The 17418-nt window shown below is 60.0% G+C and carries 19 protein-coding genes and 1 pseudogene; 12 read left to right on the top strand and 8 right to left on the bottom strand.

Annotated features, from left to right (window positions below; translation table 11 throughout):
* The first annotated feature begins 2 nt into the window (after window positions 1-2).
* From C934_RS0105920 to C934_RS33525, 5 genes are all read left to right on the top strand, one after another.
* Window positions 3-1682, top strand: a complete 1680-nt coding sequence (locus tag C934_RS0105920; protein WP_018855783.1) for an ABC transporter permease — start codon at window positions 3-5, stop codon at window positions 1680-1682.
* Between the two features lie 128 nt (window positions 1683-1810).
* Window positions 1811-3388, top strand: a complete 1578-nt coding sequence (locus C934_RS0105915) for an alkaline phosphatase D family protein (protein ID WP_026371594.1) — start codon at window positions 1811-1813, stop codon at window positions 3386-3388.
* A 125-nt stretch (window positions 3389-3513) separates the two neighbouring features.
* Entirely contained in the window at window positions 3514-5331 is a 1818-nt protein-coding gene (gene typA / locus C934_RS0105910) for a translational GTPase TypA (RefSeq protein WP_018855781.1), read from the top strand.
* A gap of 201 nt (window positions 5332-5532) precedes the next feature.
* A complete protein-coding gene (locus tag C934_RS0105905; protein ID WP_018855780.1) occupies window positions 5533-6039 on the top strand; it encodes a GNAT family N-acetyltransferase in 507 nt (168 codons plus the stop codon).
* A gap of 70 nt (window positions 6040-6109) precedes the next feature.
* Window positions 6110-6253 (top strand): hypothetical protein, encoded by a 144-nt coding sequence (locus C934_RS33525; protein WP_192303240.1) that lies wholly within the window; start codon window positions 6110-6112, stop codon window positions 6251-6253.
* Window positions 6254-6585: 332 nt separating this feature from the next.
* Here the strand turns inward: C934_RS33525 and C934_RS0105895 are convergent, their stop codons facing one another.
* Window positions 6586-7623, bottom strand: a complete 1038-nt coding sequence (locus C934_RS0105895) for an IS110 family transposase (protein WP_018855778.1) — start codon at window positions 7621-7623, stop codon at window positions 6586-6588.
* 50 nt (window positions 7624-7673) lie between these two features.
* Here C934_RS0105895 and C934_RS0105890 point away from each other — a divergent pair, with 50 nt between their 5' ends.
* Entirely contained in the window at window positions 7674-8069 is a 396-nt protein-coding gene (locus tag C934_RS0105890) for a hypothetical protein (RefSeq protein WP_018855777.1), read from the top strand.
* Between the two features lie 331 nt (window positions 8070-8400).
* Here C934_RS0105890 and C934_RS0105885 read toward each other — a convergent pair whose 3' ends face one another.
* Complete coding sequence (locus tag C934_RS0105885) at window positions 8401-9288, bottom strand: LysR family transcriptional regulator (RefSeq protein ID WP_018855776.1); 888 nt, start codon at window positions 9286-9288, stop codon at window positions 8401-8403.
* Between the two features lie 94 nt (window positions 9289-9382).
* On the opposite strand from C934_RS0105885, the gene C934_RS0105880 reads away from it, so the two are divergent.
* Complete coding sequence (locus C934_RS0105880) at window positions 9383-9592, top strand: helix-turn-helix domain-containing protein (RefSeq protein ID WP_018855775.1); 210 nt, start codon at window positions 9383-9385, stop codon at window positions 9590-9592.
* A 132-nt stretch (window positions 9593-9724) separates the two neighbouring features.
* Here C934_RS0105880 and C934_RS36290 read toward each other — a convergent pair.
* Window positions 9725-10563, bottom strand: a pseudogene (locus tag C934_RS36290) (LysR family transcriptional regulator).
* A gap of 117 nt (window positions 10564-10680) precedes the next feature.
* On the opposite strand from C934_RS36290, the gene C934_RS36150 reads away from it, so the two are divergent.
* The 4 genes from C934_RS36150 to ppa all read left to right on the top strand — a co-directional run bounded on the left by C934_RS36150 (window position 10681) and on the right by ppa (window position 13550).
* Window positions 10681-11166 carry an AMP-binding protein gene (locus C934_RS36150; protein ID WP_051085566.1) on the top strand — a complete coding sequence of 162 codons (486 nt, stop codon included), beginning with the start codon at window positions 10681-10683 and terminating at the stop codon, window positions 11164-11166.
* Complete coding sequence (locus C934_RS36145) at window positions 11144-11701, top strand: AMP-binding protein (protein WP_281419568.1); 558 nt, start codon at window positions 11144-11146, stop codon at window positions 11699-11701. Before C934_RS36150 ends, C934_RS36145 begins: the two co-directional genes overlap by 23 nt.
* Window positions 11698-12915 carry a hypothetical protein gene (locus C934_RS35540; protein ID WP_051085564.1) on the top strand — a complete coding sequence of 406 codons (1218 nt, stop codon included), beginning with the start codon at window positions 11698-11700 and terminating at the stop codon, window positions 12913-12915. The genes C934_RS36145 and C934_RS35540 overlap by 4 nt, the downstream gene beginning before the upstream one ends.
* Window positions 12916-13013: 98 nt before the next feature.
* Window positions 13014-13550, top strand: a complete 537-nt coding sequence (gene ppa / locus C934_RS0105865; RefSeq protein ID WP_018855774.1) for an inorganic diphosphatase — start codon at window positions 13014-13016, stop codon at window positions 13548-13550.
* Here ppa and C934_RS0105860 read toward each other — a convergent pair whose 3' ends face one another.
* Complete coding sequence (locus C934_RS0105860; protein ID WP_018855773.1) at window positions 13551-13865, bottom strand: DUF167 domain-containing protein; 315 nt, start codon at window positions 13863-13865, stop codon at window positions 13551-13553. It lies immediately after the preceding gene.
* On the bottom strand, window positions 13862-14152 hold the full coding sequence (locus C934_RS0105855; RefSeq protein ID WP_016556606.1) for a YggT family protein: 291 nt from the start codon (window positions 14150-14152) through the stop codon (window positions 13862-13864). Before C934_RS0105855 ends, C934_RS0105860 begins: the two co-directional genes overlap by 4 nt.
* 138 nt (window positions 14153-14290) lie before the next feature.
* Here C934_RS0105855 and C934_RS0105850 point away from each other — a divergent pair, with 138 nt between their 5' ends.
* Entirely contained in the window at window positions 14291-15538 is a 1248-nt protein-coding gene (locus tag C934_RS0105850) for an MFS transporter (RefSeq protein ID WP_018855771.1), read from the top strand.
* Window positions 15539-15544: 6 nt separating this feature from the next.
* On the opposite strand, the gene C934_RS0105845 is transcribed toward C934_RS0105850, so the two are convergent.
* From C934_RS0105845 to C934_RS0105835, 3 genes are all read right to left on the bottom strand, one after another.
* Window positions 15545-16030 carry a RidA family protein gene (locus tag C934_RS0105845; RefSeq protein ID WP_018855770.1) on the bottom strand — a complete coding sequence of 162 codons (486 nt, stop codon included), beginning with the start codon at window positions 16028-16030 and terminating at the stop codon, window positions 15545-15547.
* Window positions 16031-16180: 150 nt separating this feature from the next.
* Window positions 16181-16942, bottom strand: a complete 762-nt coding sequence (locus C934_RS0105840) for a glutamine amidotransferase (RefSeq protein ID WP_018855769.1) — start codon at window positions 16940-16942, stop codon at window positions 16181-16183.
* A complete protein-coding gene (locus tag C934_RS0105835; protein WP_018855768.1) occupies window positions 16932-17417 on the bottom strand; it encodes a tellurite resistance TerB family protein in 486 nt (161 codons plus the stop codon). The genes C934_RS0105840 and C934_RS0105835 overlap by 11 nt, the downstream gene beginning before the upstream one ends.
* Between the last annotated feature and the right edge of the window lies 1 nt (window position 17418).

The raw sequence follows: 17418 nt of genomic DNA, 5'->3' as shown, positions 1-17418 counted from the left end.
CGATGAGGACGAACGATAGTAGCGGTGCTGCGCCGGCCGCCTGGCTGGCGATCGCGAGCTTGACCGTTGTCGTCGCCGTTCCATTCATCGCCGTTGTGCTTCAGGGCATCTTCCCCAACATCGGACAGGGCTCGTTCGCGGGCCCTTTCTCCTCGCTTGCTGCGACGCTTTTCGATAGCGCGCTGATCGACATGGCCGGGAACACCATTCTGCTCGGCAGTTGCGTGGTGCTGGCCTCGGCGCTGGTGGCGGTGCCGCTCGGCGTGTTTCGGGCACTCTACCGCATTCCGCTTGCACCGCTGTGGGATGTGCTCCTGCTCCTCCCATTCATGATCCCGCCCTACATCGCGACGCTTGGCTGGATCATGGCGCTGCAGCCGCGCGGTTATCTTCAGCAGATCGCGGGATTTAACCTCGCGCCCTTCCTCTTCTCGCTCTTCGGCATGACCATGGTCATGGCCTTCAATACCTTTCCGGTGGTCTATTTCGCCGTGTCGCGCACGGTTGAGGCTGTTGGTGCGCGTTATGCGGATGTCGGCCGCGTCTTTGGCGCGTCGCCGGCGCGCGCCTTCTTTCGGATCACGCTGCCGCTGTCGGCGCCCGGGCTCGTTGCCAGCCTGATGCTGGTCTTTGCCGCGGCGATCGAGGAATACGGTACGCCCGCTGCCCTTGGTCGTCGTGCCGGCTTCCAGGTGCTGGTCACCGGTATCGACCTGCGGATCTCGGATTGGCCGATCGATCTGCCGGGAGCGGCGATCCTGTCGATCCTGCTCGTCGTCATGTCTCTGCTGACATTCCTGCTGCAGCGATGGATCCTCGCCCGACGCTCCTATCAAACGGTGGGCGGCAAACCTGCTGCCAAGGACAAGCGACCGCTTGGGGCGATGAAGGTTCCCGTGATGATCGCCTTTGCCGTGGTTGCCTTCCTGGCAACGGGCGTGCCACTGCTATCGATCCTGCTCACGGCGCTGTCGCGGACGATTTCCGGTGGTCTGGCGCTCGACAACATCAGCGCCGAAAACTTCCTGTCGGTCTTCAACAACAGCGCCGGCGCTCTGGGGGCGCTCGCCAACAGCTTCTCGCTTGGCATCGGCACGGCCTTGATTACCGGGCTCATCGGCGTGCTGGCCGCCTATACGGTCGTCAAGACGAAGATCCGCGGACGCGTGGCGATCGACACGATGACGATCCTGCCGAATGCGCTGCCGGGCATCGTCGTTGCCGTCGGGCTGATCCTTGCTTGGAACATGCCATGGCTGCCGGCGACCCCCTACAACACGGCATTCATCCTGCTGCTCGCCTATTGCTGCATACTGCTGCCGCAGCCGGTGCGCTATACGACCGCGGCGTTCCAGCAGATCGGGGATAGCCTGGAAGCGGCGGCCCGGGTCTTCGGCGCAAGCGGGGTAACCGCCTTTCGCCGCATCCTCCTGCCGCTCGTCTTCCCGAGCCTTGCTTCGGCGATGCTATTGGTCTTTGCGCTCGCCTCGCGCGAACTGGTGGCCTCGGTTGTCGTGGCGCCTGTCGGCATGCAGACGATCGCCACCTTCATCTGGCGCCAGTTCGAACAGGGATCGATCGGGCTCGGCATGGCGATGGCCTTCATCGCTATCCTCATCACGTCGCTCTTGCCGCTTCTGCTGCTGACGCTGCTTCGCCGCAGTGGTTTGGTGGCGGAATAGCGCCTCACCGGCGACGCCTCGTAGCAAAACTGTCGCTGAAGTTTCGAAAAACCGTCATGCCGCCTTCAAACGCATGACATGACAGCCGCCATAGGTTCGGCCCTCCCGTTAGCCGGATAGACCTTGGCATGACATTGACTGAAACAACCCGCCGACGCTTCCTCTCATCCATGGGCGCCGTTGGCGGATTTGCACTGGCGGGGCTGGCGATGCCCTACTACGCGCGCGGCTCGTCAAGTCGCCCGGTCTTTACAGCAGGCGTGCAATCCGGCGATGTCGATGCGAATTCGGGTATGGTCTGGGCGCAGGTGAACCGGCCGGCACGACTGCATGTCGAGTATTCGACGAGCGACCGGTTCGCCAACGCGGTGCGCGTCGCGCCCATAGACGTGACACCGGGCACCAATCTTGCGGGAAAGCTGCTGCTCCAGAATCTCCCTGATGATCAAGAGATCTTCTATCGCTTTCGTGCGGCCGACCTGCAGGACCTCAACGACCTGTCGGAACCCATCCATGGACAGTTTCGCACGGCGCCGGCGGGCAAGCGCAGCATCCGCTTCGCGTGGTCTGGGGATACGGCCGGCCAGGGCTGGGGCATCGACGAGGAGGGGATGCGCACCTATTCGACGATCGCCTACCATCGCCCGGATTTCATGATCCATTCGGGCGACACTATTTACGCCGACAATCCGATCACGGACGAGGTCAGGCTGCGAGATGGCGGCGTTTGGAAAAACCGCGTCGTCACCGAGGCAAAGCGCGACATCGCGCAGACGCTCGACCAGTTTCGCGGCCAGTGGACCTATAATCTGCTCGACGAGCACGTGAAGGCGTTCAATGCGGTCTGCCCTGTCTTCTACCAATGGGACGATCACGAGGTGCTGAACAACTGGTCGCCCTCGACCGACCTCCGTGATGATGATCGCTACAAGGAAAAATCGATCGCCACGGTTGCTGCCCGCGCAAGCCGTGCCTTCCACGAGATGACGCCGATCCGTTACGTGGCCGATGAGCCCGGTCGGATCTACCGCAAGGTGTCTTACGGTCCGCTGCTCGATGTCTTCTTCATCGACCTGCGCTCCTATCGCGGCCCGAACAGTCATGGGCTCGATGCCGAGTCGACGCCGGAGTCGCGGCTTTTGGGCGAGCGCCAGCTGGCGTGGCTGAAGCGGGAACTGGTGCGCTCGACCGCGACCTGGAAGGTGATCGCCTGCGATCTGCCGATCGGGCTGGTGATCTGGGACGATTACGGCCACCGGACGGGCAGCGAGTCGATCTCCAACGGCGACAATGGCGCCCCGCTTGGCCGCGAGCTGGAGTTCGCCGATCTGCTGCGCTTCATCCGCGATGCCGGCATAGCGAACATGATCTGGCTGACAGCCGACGTGCACTACACGGCTGTACACTATTGCGATCCCGGTAAGGCCAAGTTCCGCGAGTTCCTGCCATTCTGGGAGTTCGTTGCGGGTCCGCTGCATTCCGGAACCTATGGGCCGCAGGAACTCGACATGACTTTCGGACCGGAGGTGAAGTTCATGAAAGCCGCACCCGGCGGTGCGGAGCAGAACCTGCCGCCGTCGGCAGGCATGCAGTTCTTCGGGCTTGTCGACATCGACGGGCAGACCGAGCAACTGACCGTGAGGCTGATGGATCGGAACGATACCGAGCTGTGGCGGACGACGCTCGATCCGCAGATATCGAGTTGACGTCCATGCATGGCAGGCAATCCGGCCTCCCCCCTTTCGCAAACGCGAAAAACACTGTATGAGCCGCCCAAATGAAATTGGCGCCTTCTCCCAGCGCGGCGCCCCAGCTTCAGAGATATAGACATATGGCACTTCGCAACATCGCGATTATCGCGCACGTTGACCATGGCAAGACGACACTGGTTGACGAACTCCTGAAACAGTCCGGCTCGTTCCGCGAGAACCAGCGCGTTGCAGAACGCGTCATGGACTCGAACGACCTGGAAAAGGAACGCGGCATCACGATCCTTGCCAAGGCGACATCGGTCGAGTGGAAGGGCGTTCGCATCAACATCGTCGACACCCCCGGCCACGCCGACTTTGGTGGTGAAGTCGAGCGTATTCTCTCGATGGTGGACGGCGCGATCGTTCTGGTCGACTCCTCCGAAGGCCCGATGCCGCAGACCAAGTTCGTCGTCTCCAAGGCGCTGAAGGTCGGCCTCCGTCCGATCGTTGCGATCAACAAGATCGACCGTCCCGATGGCCGCCATGAAGAAGTCATCAACGAAGTATTCGACCTCTTCGCCAGCCTCGACGCGACCGACGAACAGCTCGACTTCCCGATCCTCTACGGTTCGGGTCGCGATGGCTGGATGAACGTCAATCCTGAAGGCCCGAAGGACCAGGGTCTGGCACCGCTGCTCGACCTCGTGCTCAACCACGTTCCGGAGCCGACGGTTGCCGAAGGCCCGTTCACGATGATCGGCACGATCCTCGAAGCCAACCCCTTCCTCGGCCGCATCATCACCGGCCGCATCAATTCCGGCTCGATCAAGCCGAACCAGGCTGTCAAGGTTCTCGGCCAGGATGGCAAGCTGATCGAATCCGGTCGTATCTCCAAGATCCTCGCCTTCCGCGGCATCGAGCGCACCTCGATCGATGAAGCGCATGCAGGCGACATCGTCGCGATCGCCGGCCTCTCCAAGGGCACGGTTGCCGACACCTTCTGTGATCCCGCGATCACCGAGGCGCTGACCGCGCAGCCGATCGATCCGCCGACCGTCACCATGTCCTTCATCGTCAACGACAGCCCGCTCGCCGGCACCGAAGGTGACAAGGTCACCTCGCGCGTCATCCGCGACCGCCTGTTCAAGGAAGCAGAAGGCAACGTCGCGCTGAAGATCGAAGAAGCCGAAGGCAAGGATTCGTTCTACGTCTCCGGCCGCGGCGAATTGCAGCTCGCCGTTCTGATCGAAACCATGCGCCGCGAAGGCTTCGAGCTCGCCGTGTCGCGTCCGCGCGTCGTCATGCACCGCGACGAGAACGACCAGCTGATGGAGCCGATCGAGGAAGTCGTCATCGACGTCGATGAAGAGCATTCCGGCGTCGTCGTGCAGAAGATGTCCGAGCGCAAGGCTGAAATGACCGAGCTGCGTCCTTCGGGCGGCAACCGCGTTCGCCTGGTCTTCAACGCGCCGACCCGCGGCCTGATCGGCTACCAGTCGGAACTCCTGACGGATACGCGCGGCACTGCCGTGATGAACCGCCTGTTCAAGGACTACCAGCCTTACAAGGGTGAAATCGGCGGCCGCACGAACGGCGTTCTCCTGGCCAACGCTCCGGGCGAAGCCGTTGCATACGCCATGTTCAACCTGGAAGATCGCGGCCCGATGATGATCGAGCCCGGCGAAAAGGTCTACATGGGCATGATCATCGGTATCCACTCGCGCGATAACGACCTCGAGGTCAACGTCCTCAAGGGCAAGCAGCTGACCAACATCCGCGCCGCCGGCAAGGACGAAGCCGTCAAGCTGACGCCGCCGATCCGCATGACGCTCGACCGCGCTCTCTCCTGGATCCAGGACGACGAGCTGATGGAAGTGACGCCGAAGTCGATCCGCCTGCGCAAGATGTATCTCGACGCCAACGACCGCAAGCGCTTCGCCAAGGCGAAGTCCGCCTAAGCGACTGAAGTCTTTCAGCCTTCAACCCCGGCCATTGCGCCGGGGTTTTTTATTTGTGCAGTCTGCCGAATCTCGCTTGTCGCAATAGTTAAAAAAGCGTTAAATTTCAGCTGTCGTCCACATGTTTAGCCTGTGGGCAAACAACCTGAATGCGCCGGGCGCATATGGTTAATTGCCGACAATGGGACCAGAGTACGCGTTATGAAGACGTTGTCGATCGATGTTCGGCGGGCCGAACCGCACGATTCCCGAGCCATATCGGAAGTGCATCGGCTTGCGTGGCAGCACACCTATGCGGGGATCATTCCGCATCGTGCGTTGCGGCAGATGATCGAGCGTCGCGGCGAGAACTGGTGGCGCAAGGCCACCCGCGGGCCGGCAACGCTTCTCGTTCTCGACGTGGCCGGCACTGTCGCAGGCTACGCAACGCTCGGCCTCAATCGCGCCCGCGCCCTGCCCCAAGAGGGCGAGATCTACGAACTCTATCTTCGGCCGGAGTACCAGGGCATTGGCCTCGGCCACATGCTGTTCGGCGAAGCACGGCGGCTCCTGAAGTCGCTTGGCTGCAACGGATTGGTCGTCTGGTGCCTCGAGGAGAATGAGACCGGCGCGCAGTTCTATCGCAGCCATGGCGGCGTCGACTATTGCGAGGGCATGGAAACGTTCGACCAGAAGCGGCTAAAGAAAATTGGCTTCATTTGGGGTTGAGGCTCTTCCTTGCCCTATCGCTTTTTCCAGCGAAATTGACAGTTGCTGTCGTCACGAAAACTTGCAAATCTTGAACATAAACGACTACGAGCGGCTCACGAAGGGTGCCGATGCCCGAGCGATCGGGTCGATCGACACCATGTCCGACGCCTTGTTCGCCGACATGGAGCGCGCGGTCGAACAATATGCTGAGGACGACGAGGTCGGGCGATGAGTGTTTACGACGACATCCAGACCGCAGCCGTCTTCGCTATCCTTTATGTGGACGGCCCCCTGCTCGCAAGATATTCTGAGACGGATTTGATCCGATCGCTTGCGCCCATATGTCCGGCCTTTTGTTGTGCTCGCACATGAGCGCTGGCCAAGATGGTTTCCGCAGCGTGAGTTCCAAACATCTCTACGACCTTGCAGAAGGCCAAAGGATAGGACGGAGTGTCTCACGTCTTGGATCGATCGATCACACCATCTAATCTCCTATCTTGCAAGTTCGGTTGTCAGCAACCCAACGTGAATCTTAAGTTAGAACTTTCCGTATCGTGCTGATTTTCATGTGGCGCCAACCATCAGGGCTGACGCATATTTTGCGTTGTAACTTTCCCCGGTCACCATGAGCTTCCAGGCGATACGCGCCATCTTGTTGGCGAGGGCGACGGCTGCCAGCTTCGACGGCTTGCGGTTGAGCAATTCGGCCAGCCACGGAGAAGTCTTGCCGTGTCGGCGAGCATGCTGAATGACAGTCGTCGCCCCGGCCACCAGCACCGCTCTCAATGCCTCATCGCCTGCCTTCGTGATGCGTCCGAGTCGCAGCTTGCCGCCGGTCGAGTGATCCTTTGGCGTCAGCCCAATCCACGCCGCGAATTGGCGGCCGGATCGGAAGAGTTCTGGCGCCGGTGTCTTCATGATCAGAAGCGCTGCGCCGATCGGACCAATGCCAGGAATAGTATTGAGACATTTGCAGCGTTCGTCAGCTCGCTGCCACGCCATGAGCCTGGCATCCACATCCGTAATCTTTTCTTGCAACTGGGCGTATTCCTCCGCCTGGCTCGCGAACAATGCCCGTGCCAGCTCCGGCACGGTCTCGTCGGACTGTGTTCGTTCAAGCAGCAAGGGAATATGCGCCAGTCCCTTGGCGACGGAAATGCCGAATTCAGCGGCGTAACCTCGGATTGCATTAGCGAGTTGGGTGCGATTGCGGATCAAGCGATCCCTGACGCCGACCAACATGGTGGCGGCCTGCTCATCGGCTGCCTTGACCGGTACGAACCGCATCGTCGGGCGGCTCATCGCCTCGCATAACGCCTCAGCGTCCGCAGCGTCGTTCTTGCTCCGCTTGACATAAGGCTTCACGAGTTGCGGCGCGATCAACTTCACCTCATGCCCGAGGTCGGTCAGCAGCCGAGCCCAGTGATGGGAGCCGCCACAGGCTTCGATGGCGATCACGGTTGGCGGACAGATCCTGAAGAAGTCGATCATTTCCTTGCGGCGCAGCTTTTTGCGCAAGACCGGTTTCTCAGCGGCATCCACGCCATGCAGCTGAAAAACATGCTTTGACGTATCCATGCCGATGCGAATAATCTTTTCCATGGGCGGCTTCCTTTGTTTGAGATCTTAACGACTCACTCTGGCACGTTTCGATGCCGTTCGGGGGCCGTCCACACCAACATCTCTGGCATCGAGAAGCAGGAAAAGGCGAGAGGGAGGGACGCAAGGAGCGCCCCGTCGCGGTCGGCGTGCGGATAGCGCGTGCCGATGGTGACCTGGTGCTGTTTTTCCCGATCACCACGAAACAGCCCGAGCGGGACCGGTTCGCCTTCGAGATCCCGGCAATCGAAAAACGTCGCGCCGGCCTCGATGCAGATCGCCATCTCTGGATCATCATGGACGAATTCAACAGCGACGTCATCGGTCACTCGTTCTATCTCGAACCGGAACCGCCAATTGGCCGGTTCAGCAAGGCCTTCTTCCTGCCGATACTGCGCGAATTCATCGCGCGCCGTAAATCGCTCTCCGAAGTCAGCCGCGATCGCTAAGACGGCAATTCTCCATTTGAGCCCCTGAAACGGCATCAATCCTTCCTGTGACAGGCAATGTGTTGATTGCGGCAGATGCGGTCATGCACAGTTGGCGGACGCGGAAACGCGCCCAATCTTCGTTACCGATATGGACGACGAACGTCGAATTCGACAGAGCACCCCCAAAATATCTGACTTAGCAAAAATCGAAGACGTTGCGTTCGTTGTTTATGGCCACGACGCTGCCCAGTAGGAATCCCTGTGTCGATCTCCAGCCGCAGCGGCTCTGCCAGCGCTAACCCAGTGTGCCCTGCACCGACCCTCCCTGGCATCCGGCTAGGATATGCTGTCAGCCGCGCCTGGCCAGCGACCGTGCGATGTCGACGATGTCGTCGCGGCCAGCGGTTGGATCTTCCTTGCTCCAGGCAATGCCGAGCCCGATCCTAAAGTCGATCCCGCTTACCTTCTTCAGCTCGAAGCCGCGATTGGGAAGATCCAGCGTCCATTCCGGGGCAAAGCCGATGCCAAGCCCGGCAGAGACCAGCGACACCAGCGCATAGGTGTCATCGCAGCTGAAGGCGATGTTGGCGGTGAGCTCGTATTCGGCGAACTTCTCATTGAAGTAGCGTTCTGAGAACGACAGGTTCTGCCGGTTAAAGGCGATGATCTTCTGAGTGCGCAGATCGTCGATCGTGATCTCCTCCCTGGCGGCCAGTGGATTGGCATGGCCGACCGCCAGATAGTAGCGCTCATGCGCAAGCGAGACGAAGCGCAACGAGCCGATGTTTTCCACCGGGCGGATGAAGCCCAGATTGAGCTGGCCGGTCTCCAGGCCGCGAATGATCTCGCCGGTATTGCCAGACGCGATATGGATGCGGACATCGGGAAACTTGCGGGCGATCTTGGCAAGGAAGGTTGGCAGCATGCCCATGGTGGCCGGATAGATGCTGCCGATCCTGATCTGGCGGATGCGACTGCCGCCGGCTGCCCGCGTCAGTTCGGTGGTCAGGTCGATGTCGCTTAAGATCCGCACACAGCGATCGTAAAAGGTTTCCCCTGCCCTGGTCAGTTCCACCCTTCTGGTCGAGCGGATGAACAGCGGGCAGCCAAGCTCCCTTTCCAGCGACATCACATGATTGCTGAGTGCCGGCTGGGCAATGCGCATCCTGGCTGCCGCCCGGCCGAAGTGCAGTTCCTCGGCCACTGCTTTGAAGTAGGAGAGTTGGCGCAGTTCCACTTGTTGTGCTCCTCCAGGCCAATAAAATCAATCGACAGCGATTTTGTAGAGTATACTCCGTGGAGAAATACTCCACAAGAATTTTCCTGCTTAGATGGAAATTCGGGAGACATTCGCGCGAAACTTGAGGCGGATGCGTCAGGCCAAGGGCCTGTCGCAGGAGGACCTCGCTTACAAAGCCGACATTGATCGAACGTACGTTAGCTCACTGGAGAGAGCAGTCTACAGCCCTACCATCGAAGTCGTCGACAAGCTCGCCAAAGCGCTCGGGACTGATGCGGCCGAGCTACTTAAGCCGTTTTAAAAAATGATGCTCTTGAAGGTATTCGAACCGCTGACGCATCAAATGCGCGCTGCTCATCGACAAGGGCCCACGTAAATCGACATAGCCTACTTCTCCAGAATGGCTTTCATGGACTGAAGCGGCCCGTCTCGCTCAGAGCAGCTCTACCATCGCATCAAGGAAAGCGCGGACGGCAGGGTTGGTCCGGCGGCTCTCCGGCCAGACGGCCGCGATGTTGTGGCGCTCGACGGCAAAGTCGGAAAGAACGGGGACCAGATCCCTCGCATGACCCAAGGGGCGACCATAAAGCTTGTGGCCATGCCAATCCCTGCACGAGCAGCGATCGATCCAATGACAGCCTCACTCGCATCTACGACGATCGCAGAGCACGGTACAATCTCTATCTCCCGTTCGCCAATTTGGAATGGCTAGCGAAATATAAGGCCGGTGCTCTGATAGCGCAGGTTAACAGTATCGTGCGCGGGCAGATCATCAGGATATTTCGGCGTGCCCTTGAGGCCCAGATAACCCGGTGAGGTATAGCAACAAAGCCGATGCGGCGAGAGGCGCCGCGATAGAAGCCGTGAATCGGGTTGGTCACCGATCCGAACGGCAAGGTCTATGCCCTCCTCGGTTAGGTCGATCCTCTGATCGCTCAGCCTGAGGTCGATCGACACCTTCGGATGGAGCGTGCGAAACCTTGGAAGCGCAGGCACAATCACATGCAGACCAATAGGCAACGATGCCGCAATCCGCAGCGTGCCGGCCGGTTCGGCACGGGCGGCCTTGGCTGCCTGCTCGACCTCTTCGGCGTCGCGCAACAGGCGGAGCGTCCGCTCATGTAGATCGCGGCCCTCGTTCGTAAGCGCCAGGGACCGGGTTGTCCGGGTAAACAGGGAGACGCCGAGCTGACGCTCCAGTCGCTGGATGCTTTTGCTGACCGTAGAGGGTGAGATGCCCAGCGATCGAGCCGCGGCCGTGTAACTACCCATAGAGCCAGCGCGCGCAAACGCGATCAACCCTGCCAGCCTTTCAATTCCGATTTATTCCGTCATGGCATTAGTAAATCGAATGTCGATGCCATTATCAATCTTCCAGGCGTGAACTAGATGGTGTCAACGAAACCACTTTGGATAGAGGCTGAACAGATCGCCGGCTATCTTAGCCTGCAGGCAGGCGATATCGGCGCGTTGGTCCTGCCGCTTCATTATTCATACGGTTTGTCTGTTCTCAATTCCCACCTTGCCGTCGGTGCTGCGATCTGGATGCCCGGGACATCTGTCCTTGAACCGGCATTTCTTGATGATTTCAGCGCGGCCCGATGCACGAGCCTCGCAGGCGTTCCGCATTCCTACGAGCTCCTCGAGCAACGCGGGTTTCGCGAGCAGCACTATCCCGATCTTCGCTTCATGACGGTTGCCGGAGGACGTATGGAGCCGGAGGCGACCCGGCGCTACCATGTCTGGCTGCAGAACGAAGGGCAGCGCTTCTACGTGATGTATGGACAGACAGAAGCGACCGCACGAATTGCTTACGTCCCTCCTGAGCATCGGCCCGGGAGTGCCGATCGGATTGGGACGGGTGCCGGGCGGTGAGCTGTGGCTGGTCGACGGGAAGGATGCAATAATCACGGACACCGACATTGCCGGCGAACTCGTCTATTGTAGGCCCAACGTCATGCTCGGCTACGCCGACACTCGTCAAGATCTGGCGCGCGGTGCTGATATCGAGGAGCTTCGGACCGGTGATCTGGCCGCGCGCGACGCGGACGGCCTGTTTCGGATCACGGGCCGTTTGCGGCGGATGTCGAAGATCGGCGGTGTCCGTCTCGGCCACGATGCGCTCGAAGCAGCGCTCGCTGCGAAAGGCATCACAGCCGCGGTTGTGGGCAGCGACGAGCAGCTGCTTGCGGCCTTTGCAGGGTCGCAACGCGAGGAAGATGTTCGTGAGTCGCTGGCGGTGATTGAAGGCATCGGCTTGCCGCAGGTGCGCGCGATTGGCTTTGAGAAGCTGCCGCGGCTCGCCAACGGTAAGATTGACTACGAACATCTCCGCTTACGCATGAAATCCCCGACGGCGTGCGAACAAGCCACGGTCCTGAGCCTGTTTCGTGAAGTGTTTTTTCCGTGACGCATCTCCCCAACGACAGCTTTGCAGAGCTTGGTGGGGATTCGTTGCGTTACCTCGAGCTTACGGTTGGTCTCGAGGGGCTGTTTGGCAGGGTGCCGGACGGTTGGGAAAAGATGTGTGTCGGTGTTCTGGCGAGTCTATCGCATTCGACGAGCCCCCAACGAACGATCGCCAGTGACATTCTCCTGAAGTCCATCGCAATCCTGCTGGTCGTGCTACATCACGCCACGCCGTGGCCCATTCCCGGCGGTGCGGGCACAATGTTGGTGCTGTGCGGATACGGGCTGGCGCGCTTCCAGTCCAGCGCGCTTTTCGCCGGCGACCTGAGGCGATTTCTGCAGCCGCTCGGCCTTGTTCTCTGGCCCTACTACCTTGTCGTCCTGGGTTTCAGTGTTGCCTGGGGCGCAATACCGTGGGCCTCGGTCTTCCTAGTCGGCAACCTTGGCTTCGCTGAACCTGATCGACATGAAATGCTGCCTTATCTGTACTGGTTCGTGGAAGCTTTCGCGCAGCTTCTGCTGCTTTGGGGAGCCTTGTTTGCTGTGCCGAGCGTTCGGCGTTCCGCGGCAAGGGATCCTTTCCGTTTCGGCATGCTGTTTTTGGCGTTTGCCGTCCTCGCGCATTTCGCGGTCCCGGCGCTCTCGCCAGTTGGGCAGCGGCAAATATTCACCCTTGCCTGGGTGTTGCACCTTGCGGCTTTCGGATGGTGCGCCGCCTTTGCAAATTCGAGACGACGACGACTTGCGGTAATCGCCGCCGGATGCGCGGTCATGCCGCTTATGGCCTATACCGGCGGAAACTGGGCAGGGTCATGGGTCCTCTATGGTATGCAGTTGCCGGTACTTGCCGTCCTTCTTTACGTGTCTCGGGTCAAGCTGCCCGCAACGCTTGCCGCCGCGCTGGTCTCGATCGCTGCGGCGAGCTATCACATTTACCTGCTGCACCGGATTCTGCCGGAGGCCCTGTTTGATCGCGCCAATCCCGCGACTTTTACCGCGCCGCTACCGGTCGCAGTATCGGTCGTGTCCGGTCTATTGAGCGGCATACTTGCCTATCAGCTCCAGCGTCGCATCATGCTTGGCCAACGATTATGGGCAGGGTTGAGCCGACTCGGTGATTACCTGCGCCATCTACCGTCAGGCCGACAGGGGGTGTCGTTCGGATCCGCTCCGCCTCTTGCAAGCGAACAGCAGAGAAATCGCGTGTCACCTTGACGGCCCTCTTAGACGGGCCAATCCACATTGGCGTGTTGCGTTGCGGGATGATTCCCAGTATCTGGCAACCATCGACTTAACCGTTAAAGGGAAGCTCTATGCGCATTGACGCGATTTCCATCGGCAAGAACCCGCCGGAAGATGTCAACGTAATCGTTGAGGTGCCCGTCGGCGGCCATCCGATCAAGTACGAGATGGACAAGGAAGCTGGTACGCTGGTTGTTGATCGCTTCCTCTATACGCCGATGACCTACCCGGGCAACTACGGCTTCGTGCCGCACACGCTTTCGGAAGACGGCGATCCGATCGACGTCCTCATCGCCAGCACGCGTCCGCTTGTTCCGGGCTGCGTCATCAACGTGCGCCCGATCGGCGTTCTCAAGATGGAAGACAATTCCGGTAAGGACGAGAAGATCATCGCCGTGCCGTCGCCGAAGCTGACGCTGCGCTACGAGAAGGTGAACGACTACACCGACCTTCCCGAGATCACGCTGAAGCAGATCGAGCACTTCTTCGAGCACTACAAGGACCTCGAACCCGGCAAGTGGGTGAAGATCTTCGGTTGGGGTGATTCCAAGGAAGCCGGCGCACTGATCCTCGAGGCGATCGAACGCGCCAAGAAGGCAAAGGCCTGATCAGCTTTCGAGAAGAGTTTGTAATTTCCTGATCAAATCCTCCGGGTCGCCGTCGATCCGGAGGATTTTTTTGCGCGACATTTCGCCTGAGGCGAGGCTGACCGATGACTTTGCGATGCGAAGCGATTTCGCCAAGAACTCGATCAACGCCTTGTTCGCCTTGCCCTTCTCGGGAACGGCAGTCACTCTGGCTTTGAGATGGGCTTTGCCCTCGGCGTCTGTCTCCACGCCGTCGATTGCGTCGCGTCCGCCACTCGGCGTCAGACGAACGGTCAGAGCAATGTGGTCGTTGAACGCCGCCCAGGGCTGGCTCATGCCACCAGCGGGAAGATTGAATTCCACATCAGAGAGCGCACGAAGAAGATGATCAGCAGCAAAATGATCGGTGAGATGTCGATGCCGCCGAGATTTGGCAGTACGCGGCGGATCGGACGCAGCAGCGGTTCCGTCACATTGTAGAGGAACATGCCAACCGAATTGACGAACTGATTGCTGGAGTTGATTACGTTGAACGCATACAGCCAGGAAAAAATAGCGCTGGCGATCAGCACCCAAGTGTAGAGATTCAAAGCCAAATCAATGGTTTGAAAAAGCGCAAGCATTGCAATCTCCAGTTCGTTGTTGACAGACATGTAGACATTGGCGACTAAACCGGCAAGTGCTGTCTCGAAACGCATTGTAAATCATGTTTAACAGCGGCGTCGTGCGTTGGCGTCTGGCCTGTTTTCTGGAAAGTCTCCATGTCTTTTTCGCCAACCGGAGATCGTTTTGCCGCGTTCCGGTATCCGTCTTACACCCGGTTCTTTTTCGCGCGGTTTCTGCTGTCTTTTTCGCAGCAGATCGTCAGTGTGGCCGTCGGCTGGCAGATGTACGACCAGACCGGCAGTGCCATCTATCTCGGACTGATAGGCCTAGTGCAATTTCTGCCTTCGCTGGTCCTGATCCTTGTCACCGGATCCGTAGCCGACCGGCACAATCGACGTGCGATCGCCGCCATCTGCTCGCTCATCAGCGCCTTGTGCACGCTGGCGCTGCTATTGATGACGATCACAGGGACGTTCTCGCCGTTGCCGGTATTTGCCGTCCTGCTGGTTTTCGGCATCGAGCGCGCCTTCATGTCGCCGGCTGTGCAATCGCTGGCGCCGAACCTTGTGCCGCCGGAGGATCTGTCAAACGCCATCGCCTGGAATTCGTCTTCATGGCAGCTGGCGGCGATCACGGGCCCCGTTCTCGGTGGTCTTTTGTATGGCATCAACCCTCATACAGCCTATACGGTCGCGGTCATCTTCGCTGCTCTTGGCGCAGCGCTGCTCTACATGATCCCCAAGCCGCCGCAGAAGACGATGGGTGAAGCCAAGAGCTGGGATATGATCCTCGGCGGCTTCCGCTACATTCGTGCCGAGAAAGTCGTGCTGGGTGCCATATCGCTCGATCTCTTCGCGGTGCTCCTCGGCGGTGCGACGGCGCTGATGCCGATCTTTGCGCGCGATATCCTGACACTCGGGCCCTGGGGGCTCGGTCTCCTGCGCGCGGCACCCGGGGTCGGCGCGATCGCCATGGCGATTTTTCTCGCCGCCTATCCGCTCAAGCACAGTGCCGGCATTGCCATGTTCATCGGCGTTGCCCTGTTCGGCATCGGTACGATCGTTTTCGGATTTTCGACCAGCACGGAGCTGTCGATCGCGGCGCTCGCCATCATGGGTGCGGCCGACATGATTTCCGTCTATGTGCGGGAGAGCCTGATCGCGCTCTGGACGCCGGACGAACTGCGCGGCCGTGTCAATGCCGTCAACATGGTCTTCGTCGGTGCCTCCAACGAACTCGGCGAATTCCGCGCGGGCACGATGGCTTCCATTTTCGGCGCCGTCCCTGCGGTTATTATCGGCGGCATCGGAACGCTTGCCGTCGCGGCAATTTGGTCCACGAGCTTTCCGAAGCTGCGCAAGATCGACACGCTTGATGCGCCGGAGCGGCTGGAGCCGGTGTGACGGCCTTCAGGTCGAGACGATGACTTCCGCTTCGATTTCGACCGGAAAGTTCAGCGGCAGACCGGCAACGCCAATCGCGGATCGGGAGTGACTGCCCACCTCAGGTCCAAATACCTCGATGATCAGCTCGGTGAAGCCGTTGATTACGGCTGGCGGATTGGCAAAGCGGGGCGCGCAATTGACCATGCCGAACACACGACACCAGCCAGTAATGCGATCGAGACTACCCAGCTCCCGCTTCAGGCTGCCCAACATGGAAAGCGCGACTTTCCGCGCAGATGCCTTGGCCTCCTCGATGGAGATGTTTTCACCGACGGCTCCAAACGGGCCGGCAGGTGTTCCATCGGTATTCTGCGGGCCATGGCCTGAGACGAATGCGCGATTGCCGCGCACATTCACCCACGGAAAAGGAAGGACCATGTTGGAGGGCAGTTTCAGGGGCTGCGGTAGAACCAATCCCATCGCGGCAAGTCTCTGCTCATAGTTGGCCATGGAATTCCTCCGGACATAGCTTTGGTCCGTCATTGCGCGCGCGGCAATTCCAAGACCGGGTCGTGGATCGGAACGCATTCCTGCTGGTGAATATAGCCAGAGTGATGGTACGCGCCGACCTTAGCACGACGCGGTGCCTGGCGCACCCGTCTAGGCGGGAAGTGTGGCGGCCTTGGCTGCTGCGACGGATTTGGACGTCTTGCCCTCGAAGACGATGTCGAGGAACTCGTTCAGCCATGCCTTCAGCGGCGCGTCGAAGAGCATACGTCCTTCCAGATGCTCACGACCCTGCTGCGCATTGGGAAGAATGAAGCGGTGGGCGCCGTGAACCACCCAGCGGTGCATCATCGCGCGTGTCAGCTCGGCATGGAACTGCAGCCCCCAGGCATGGCCGCCGTAGCGAAACGCCTGATTGGGATAGGTATCGCCCTCAGCCAGCAGTTCGGCACCATGCGGCAGGTCAAACCCTTCGCGATGAAAGTGGTAAACCATCCTCGGCCAGTGCATCAGCAGCCGGCCTTTCTCCGTCGGGCGCAGCGGATACCAACCGATCTCCGTGGAACCATCGGCGTTCGCCTGAACCTTGCCGCCGAGCTGCCTCACCAGCATCTGTGCGCCGAGGCAGATCCCGAGTAGCGGGCGCTTCTCCCTGAGCGGCACGTCCAGCCAGTCGATCTCCGACTTGACGAAGTCCTCGGTATCGTTGGCACTCATCGGGCCGCCGAAGACAACGGCGCCCGCATGCTCTGCAAGTGTGGAGGGCAGTTTGTCGCCGAGAACCGGGCGCCGGATATCGAGCCGATACCCTTTCTCGGCCAGCAGCTGACCGACCCGGCCAGCGCTCGAGCGCTCCTGATGCAGAACAATCAGGACTGGGCGCTTCTCGTGCTCCGGTAAGCGGTCAGTCGGCATCGTCCCCCACTACCTCGGTATCCGTGACCCGTCGTGCTGCTTCCTGCCGCTTCTGGATCCGCTCGCGCGCGGAAACACCGAGGAGTTCGGCAATGCGCCAGATTGCATCATCTTCCATTTCGCTGCGCTCGCCATCGGCATAGACAATGTCCCAGAGGACCCCAATCAGCTCGAGCCGCTGTTCCGTGTTGAGGTGGCGCTTGAGATCCGACGTGAAGCGGTAGTAGTCGACGGCATCGCTTTCCGCCTCACGGCCCGCGGCCATCAGCGCGTCGAGTTGCTTGCGGTCAAGCCCGTACTGGTCCTTCAACAGCTTGCGAAGCCGCTTCGTCTCACTGTCCTTGACCTGCCCGTCCGCCTCCATGACCTGCATACAGAGCGCGGCCACCGCGATGCGCGGGTCGTCCGGCGCGAAGCCTTTCTTTGTGTTGTCGGAAGTCAGATTCTGAAAGAATTCCTGGAAGCGTTCGAACATT

Origin of the sequence: Rhizobium sp. 42MFCr.1 (assembly GCF_000377185.1) — a bacterium.
Taxonomy (GTDB): Bacteria; Pseudomonadota; Alphaproteobacteria; order Rhizobiales; family Rhizobiaceae; genus Rhizobium; species Rhizobium altiplani.
Note: the sequence above shows the minus strand (reverse complement) of the source record. Positions and strands in the feature narration are given on the sequence as shown.

Bases quoted from the DNA above. Each gene is read 5' to 3' on its own strand.
- C934_RS0105905 (WP_018855780.1), top strand. From the start codon at position 5,533: ATGAAGACGTTGTCGATCGATGTTCGGCGGGCCGAACCGCACGATTCC.
- C934_RS0105915 (WP_026371594.1), top strand. From the start codon at position 1,811: ATGACATTGACTGAAACAACCCGCCGACGCTTCCTCTCATCCATGGGC.
- C934_RS36150 (WP_051085566.1), top strand. From the start codon at position 10,681: ATGGTGTCAACGAAACCACTTTGGATAGAGGCTGAACAGATCGCCGGC.
- C934_RS0105855 (WP_016556606.1), bottom strand. From the start codon at position 14,152: ATGCTTGCGCTTTTTCAAACCATTGATTTGGCTTTGAATCTCTACACT.
- typA (WP_018855781.1), top strand. From the start codon at position 3,514: ATGGCACTTCGCAACATCGCGATTATCGCGCACGTTGACCATGGCAAG.
- C934_RS0105850 (WP_018855771.1), top strand. From the start codon at position 14,291: ATGTCTTTTTCGCCAACCGGAGATCGTTTTGCCGCGTTCCGGTATCCG.
- C934_RS0105840 (WP_018855769.1), bottom strand. From the start codon at position 16,942: ATGCCGACTGACCGCTTACCGGAGCACGAGAAGCGCCCAGTCCTGATT.
- C934_RS0105895 (WP_018855778.1), bottom strand. From the start codon at position 7,623: ATGGAAAAGATTATTCGCATCGGCATGGATACGTCAAAGCATGTTTTT.
- C934_RS0105880 (WP_018855775.1), top strand. From the start codon at position 9,383: ATGGAAATTCGGGAGACATTCGCGCGAAACTTGAGGCGGATGCGTCAG.
- C934_RS0105835 (WP_018855768.1), bottom strand. From the start codon at position 17,417: ATGTTCGAACGCTTCCAGGAATTCTTTCAGAATCTGACTTCCGACAAC.
- C934_RS0105890 (WP_018855777.1), top strand. From the start codon at position 7,674: ATGCCGTTCGGGGGCCGTCCACACCAACATCTCTGGCATCGAGAAGCA.
- ppa (WP_018855774.1), top strand. From the start codon at position 13,014: ATGCGCATTGACGCGATTTCCATCGGCAAGAACCCGCCGGAAGATGTC.
- C934_RS0105920 (WP_018855783.1), top strand. From the start codon at position 3: ATGAGGACGAACGATAGTAGCGGTGCTGCGCCGGCCGCCTGGCTGGCG.
- C934_RS0105845 (WP_018855770.1), bottom strand. From the start codon at position 16,030: ATGGCCAACTATGAGCAGAGACTTGCCGCGATGGGATTGGTTCTACCG.
- C934_RS0105860 (WP_018855773.1), bottom strand. From the start codon at position 13,865: ATGAGCCAGCCCTGGGCGGCGTTCAACGACCACATTGCTCTGACCGTT.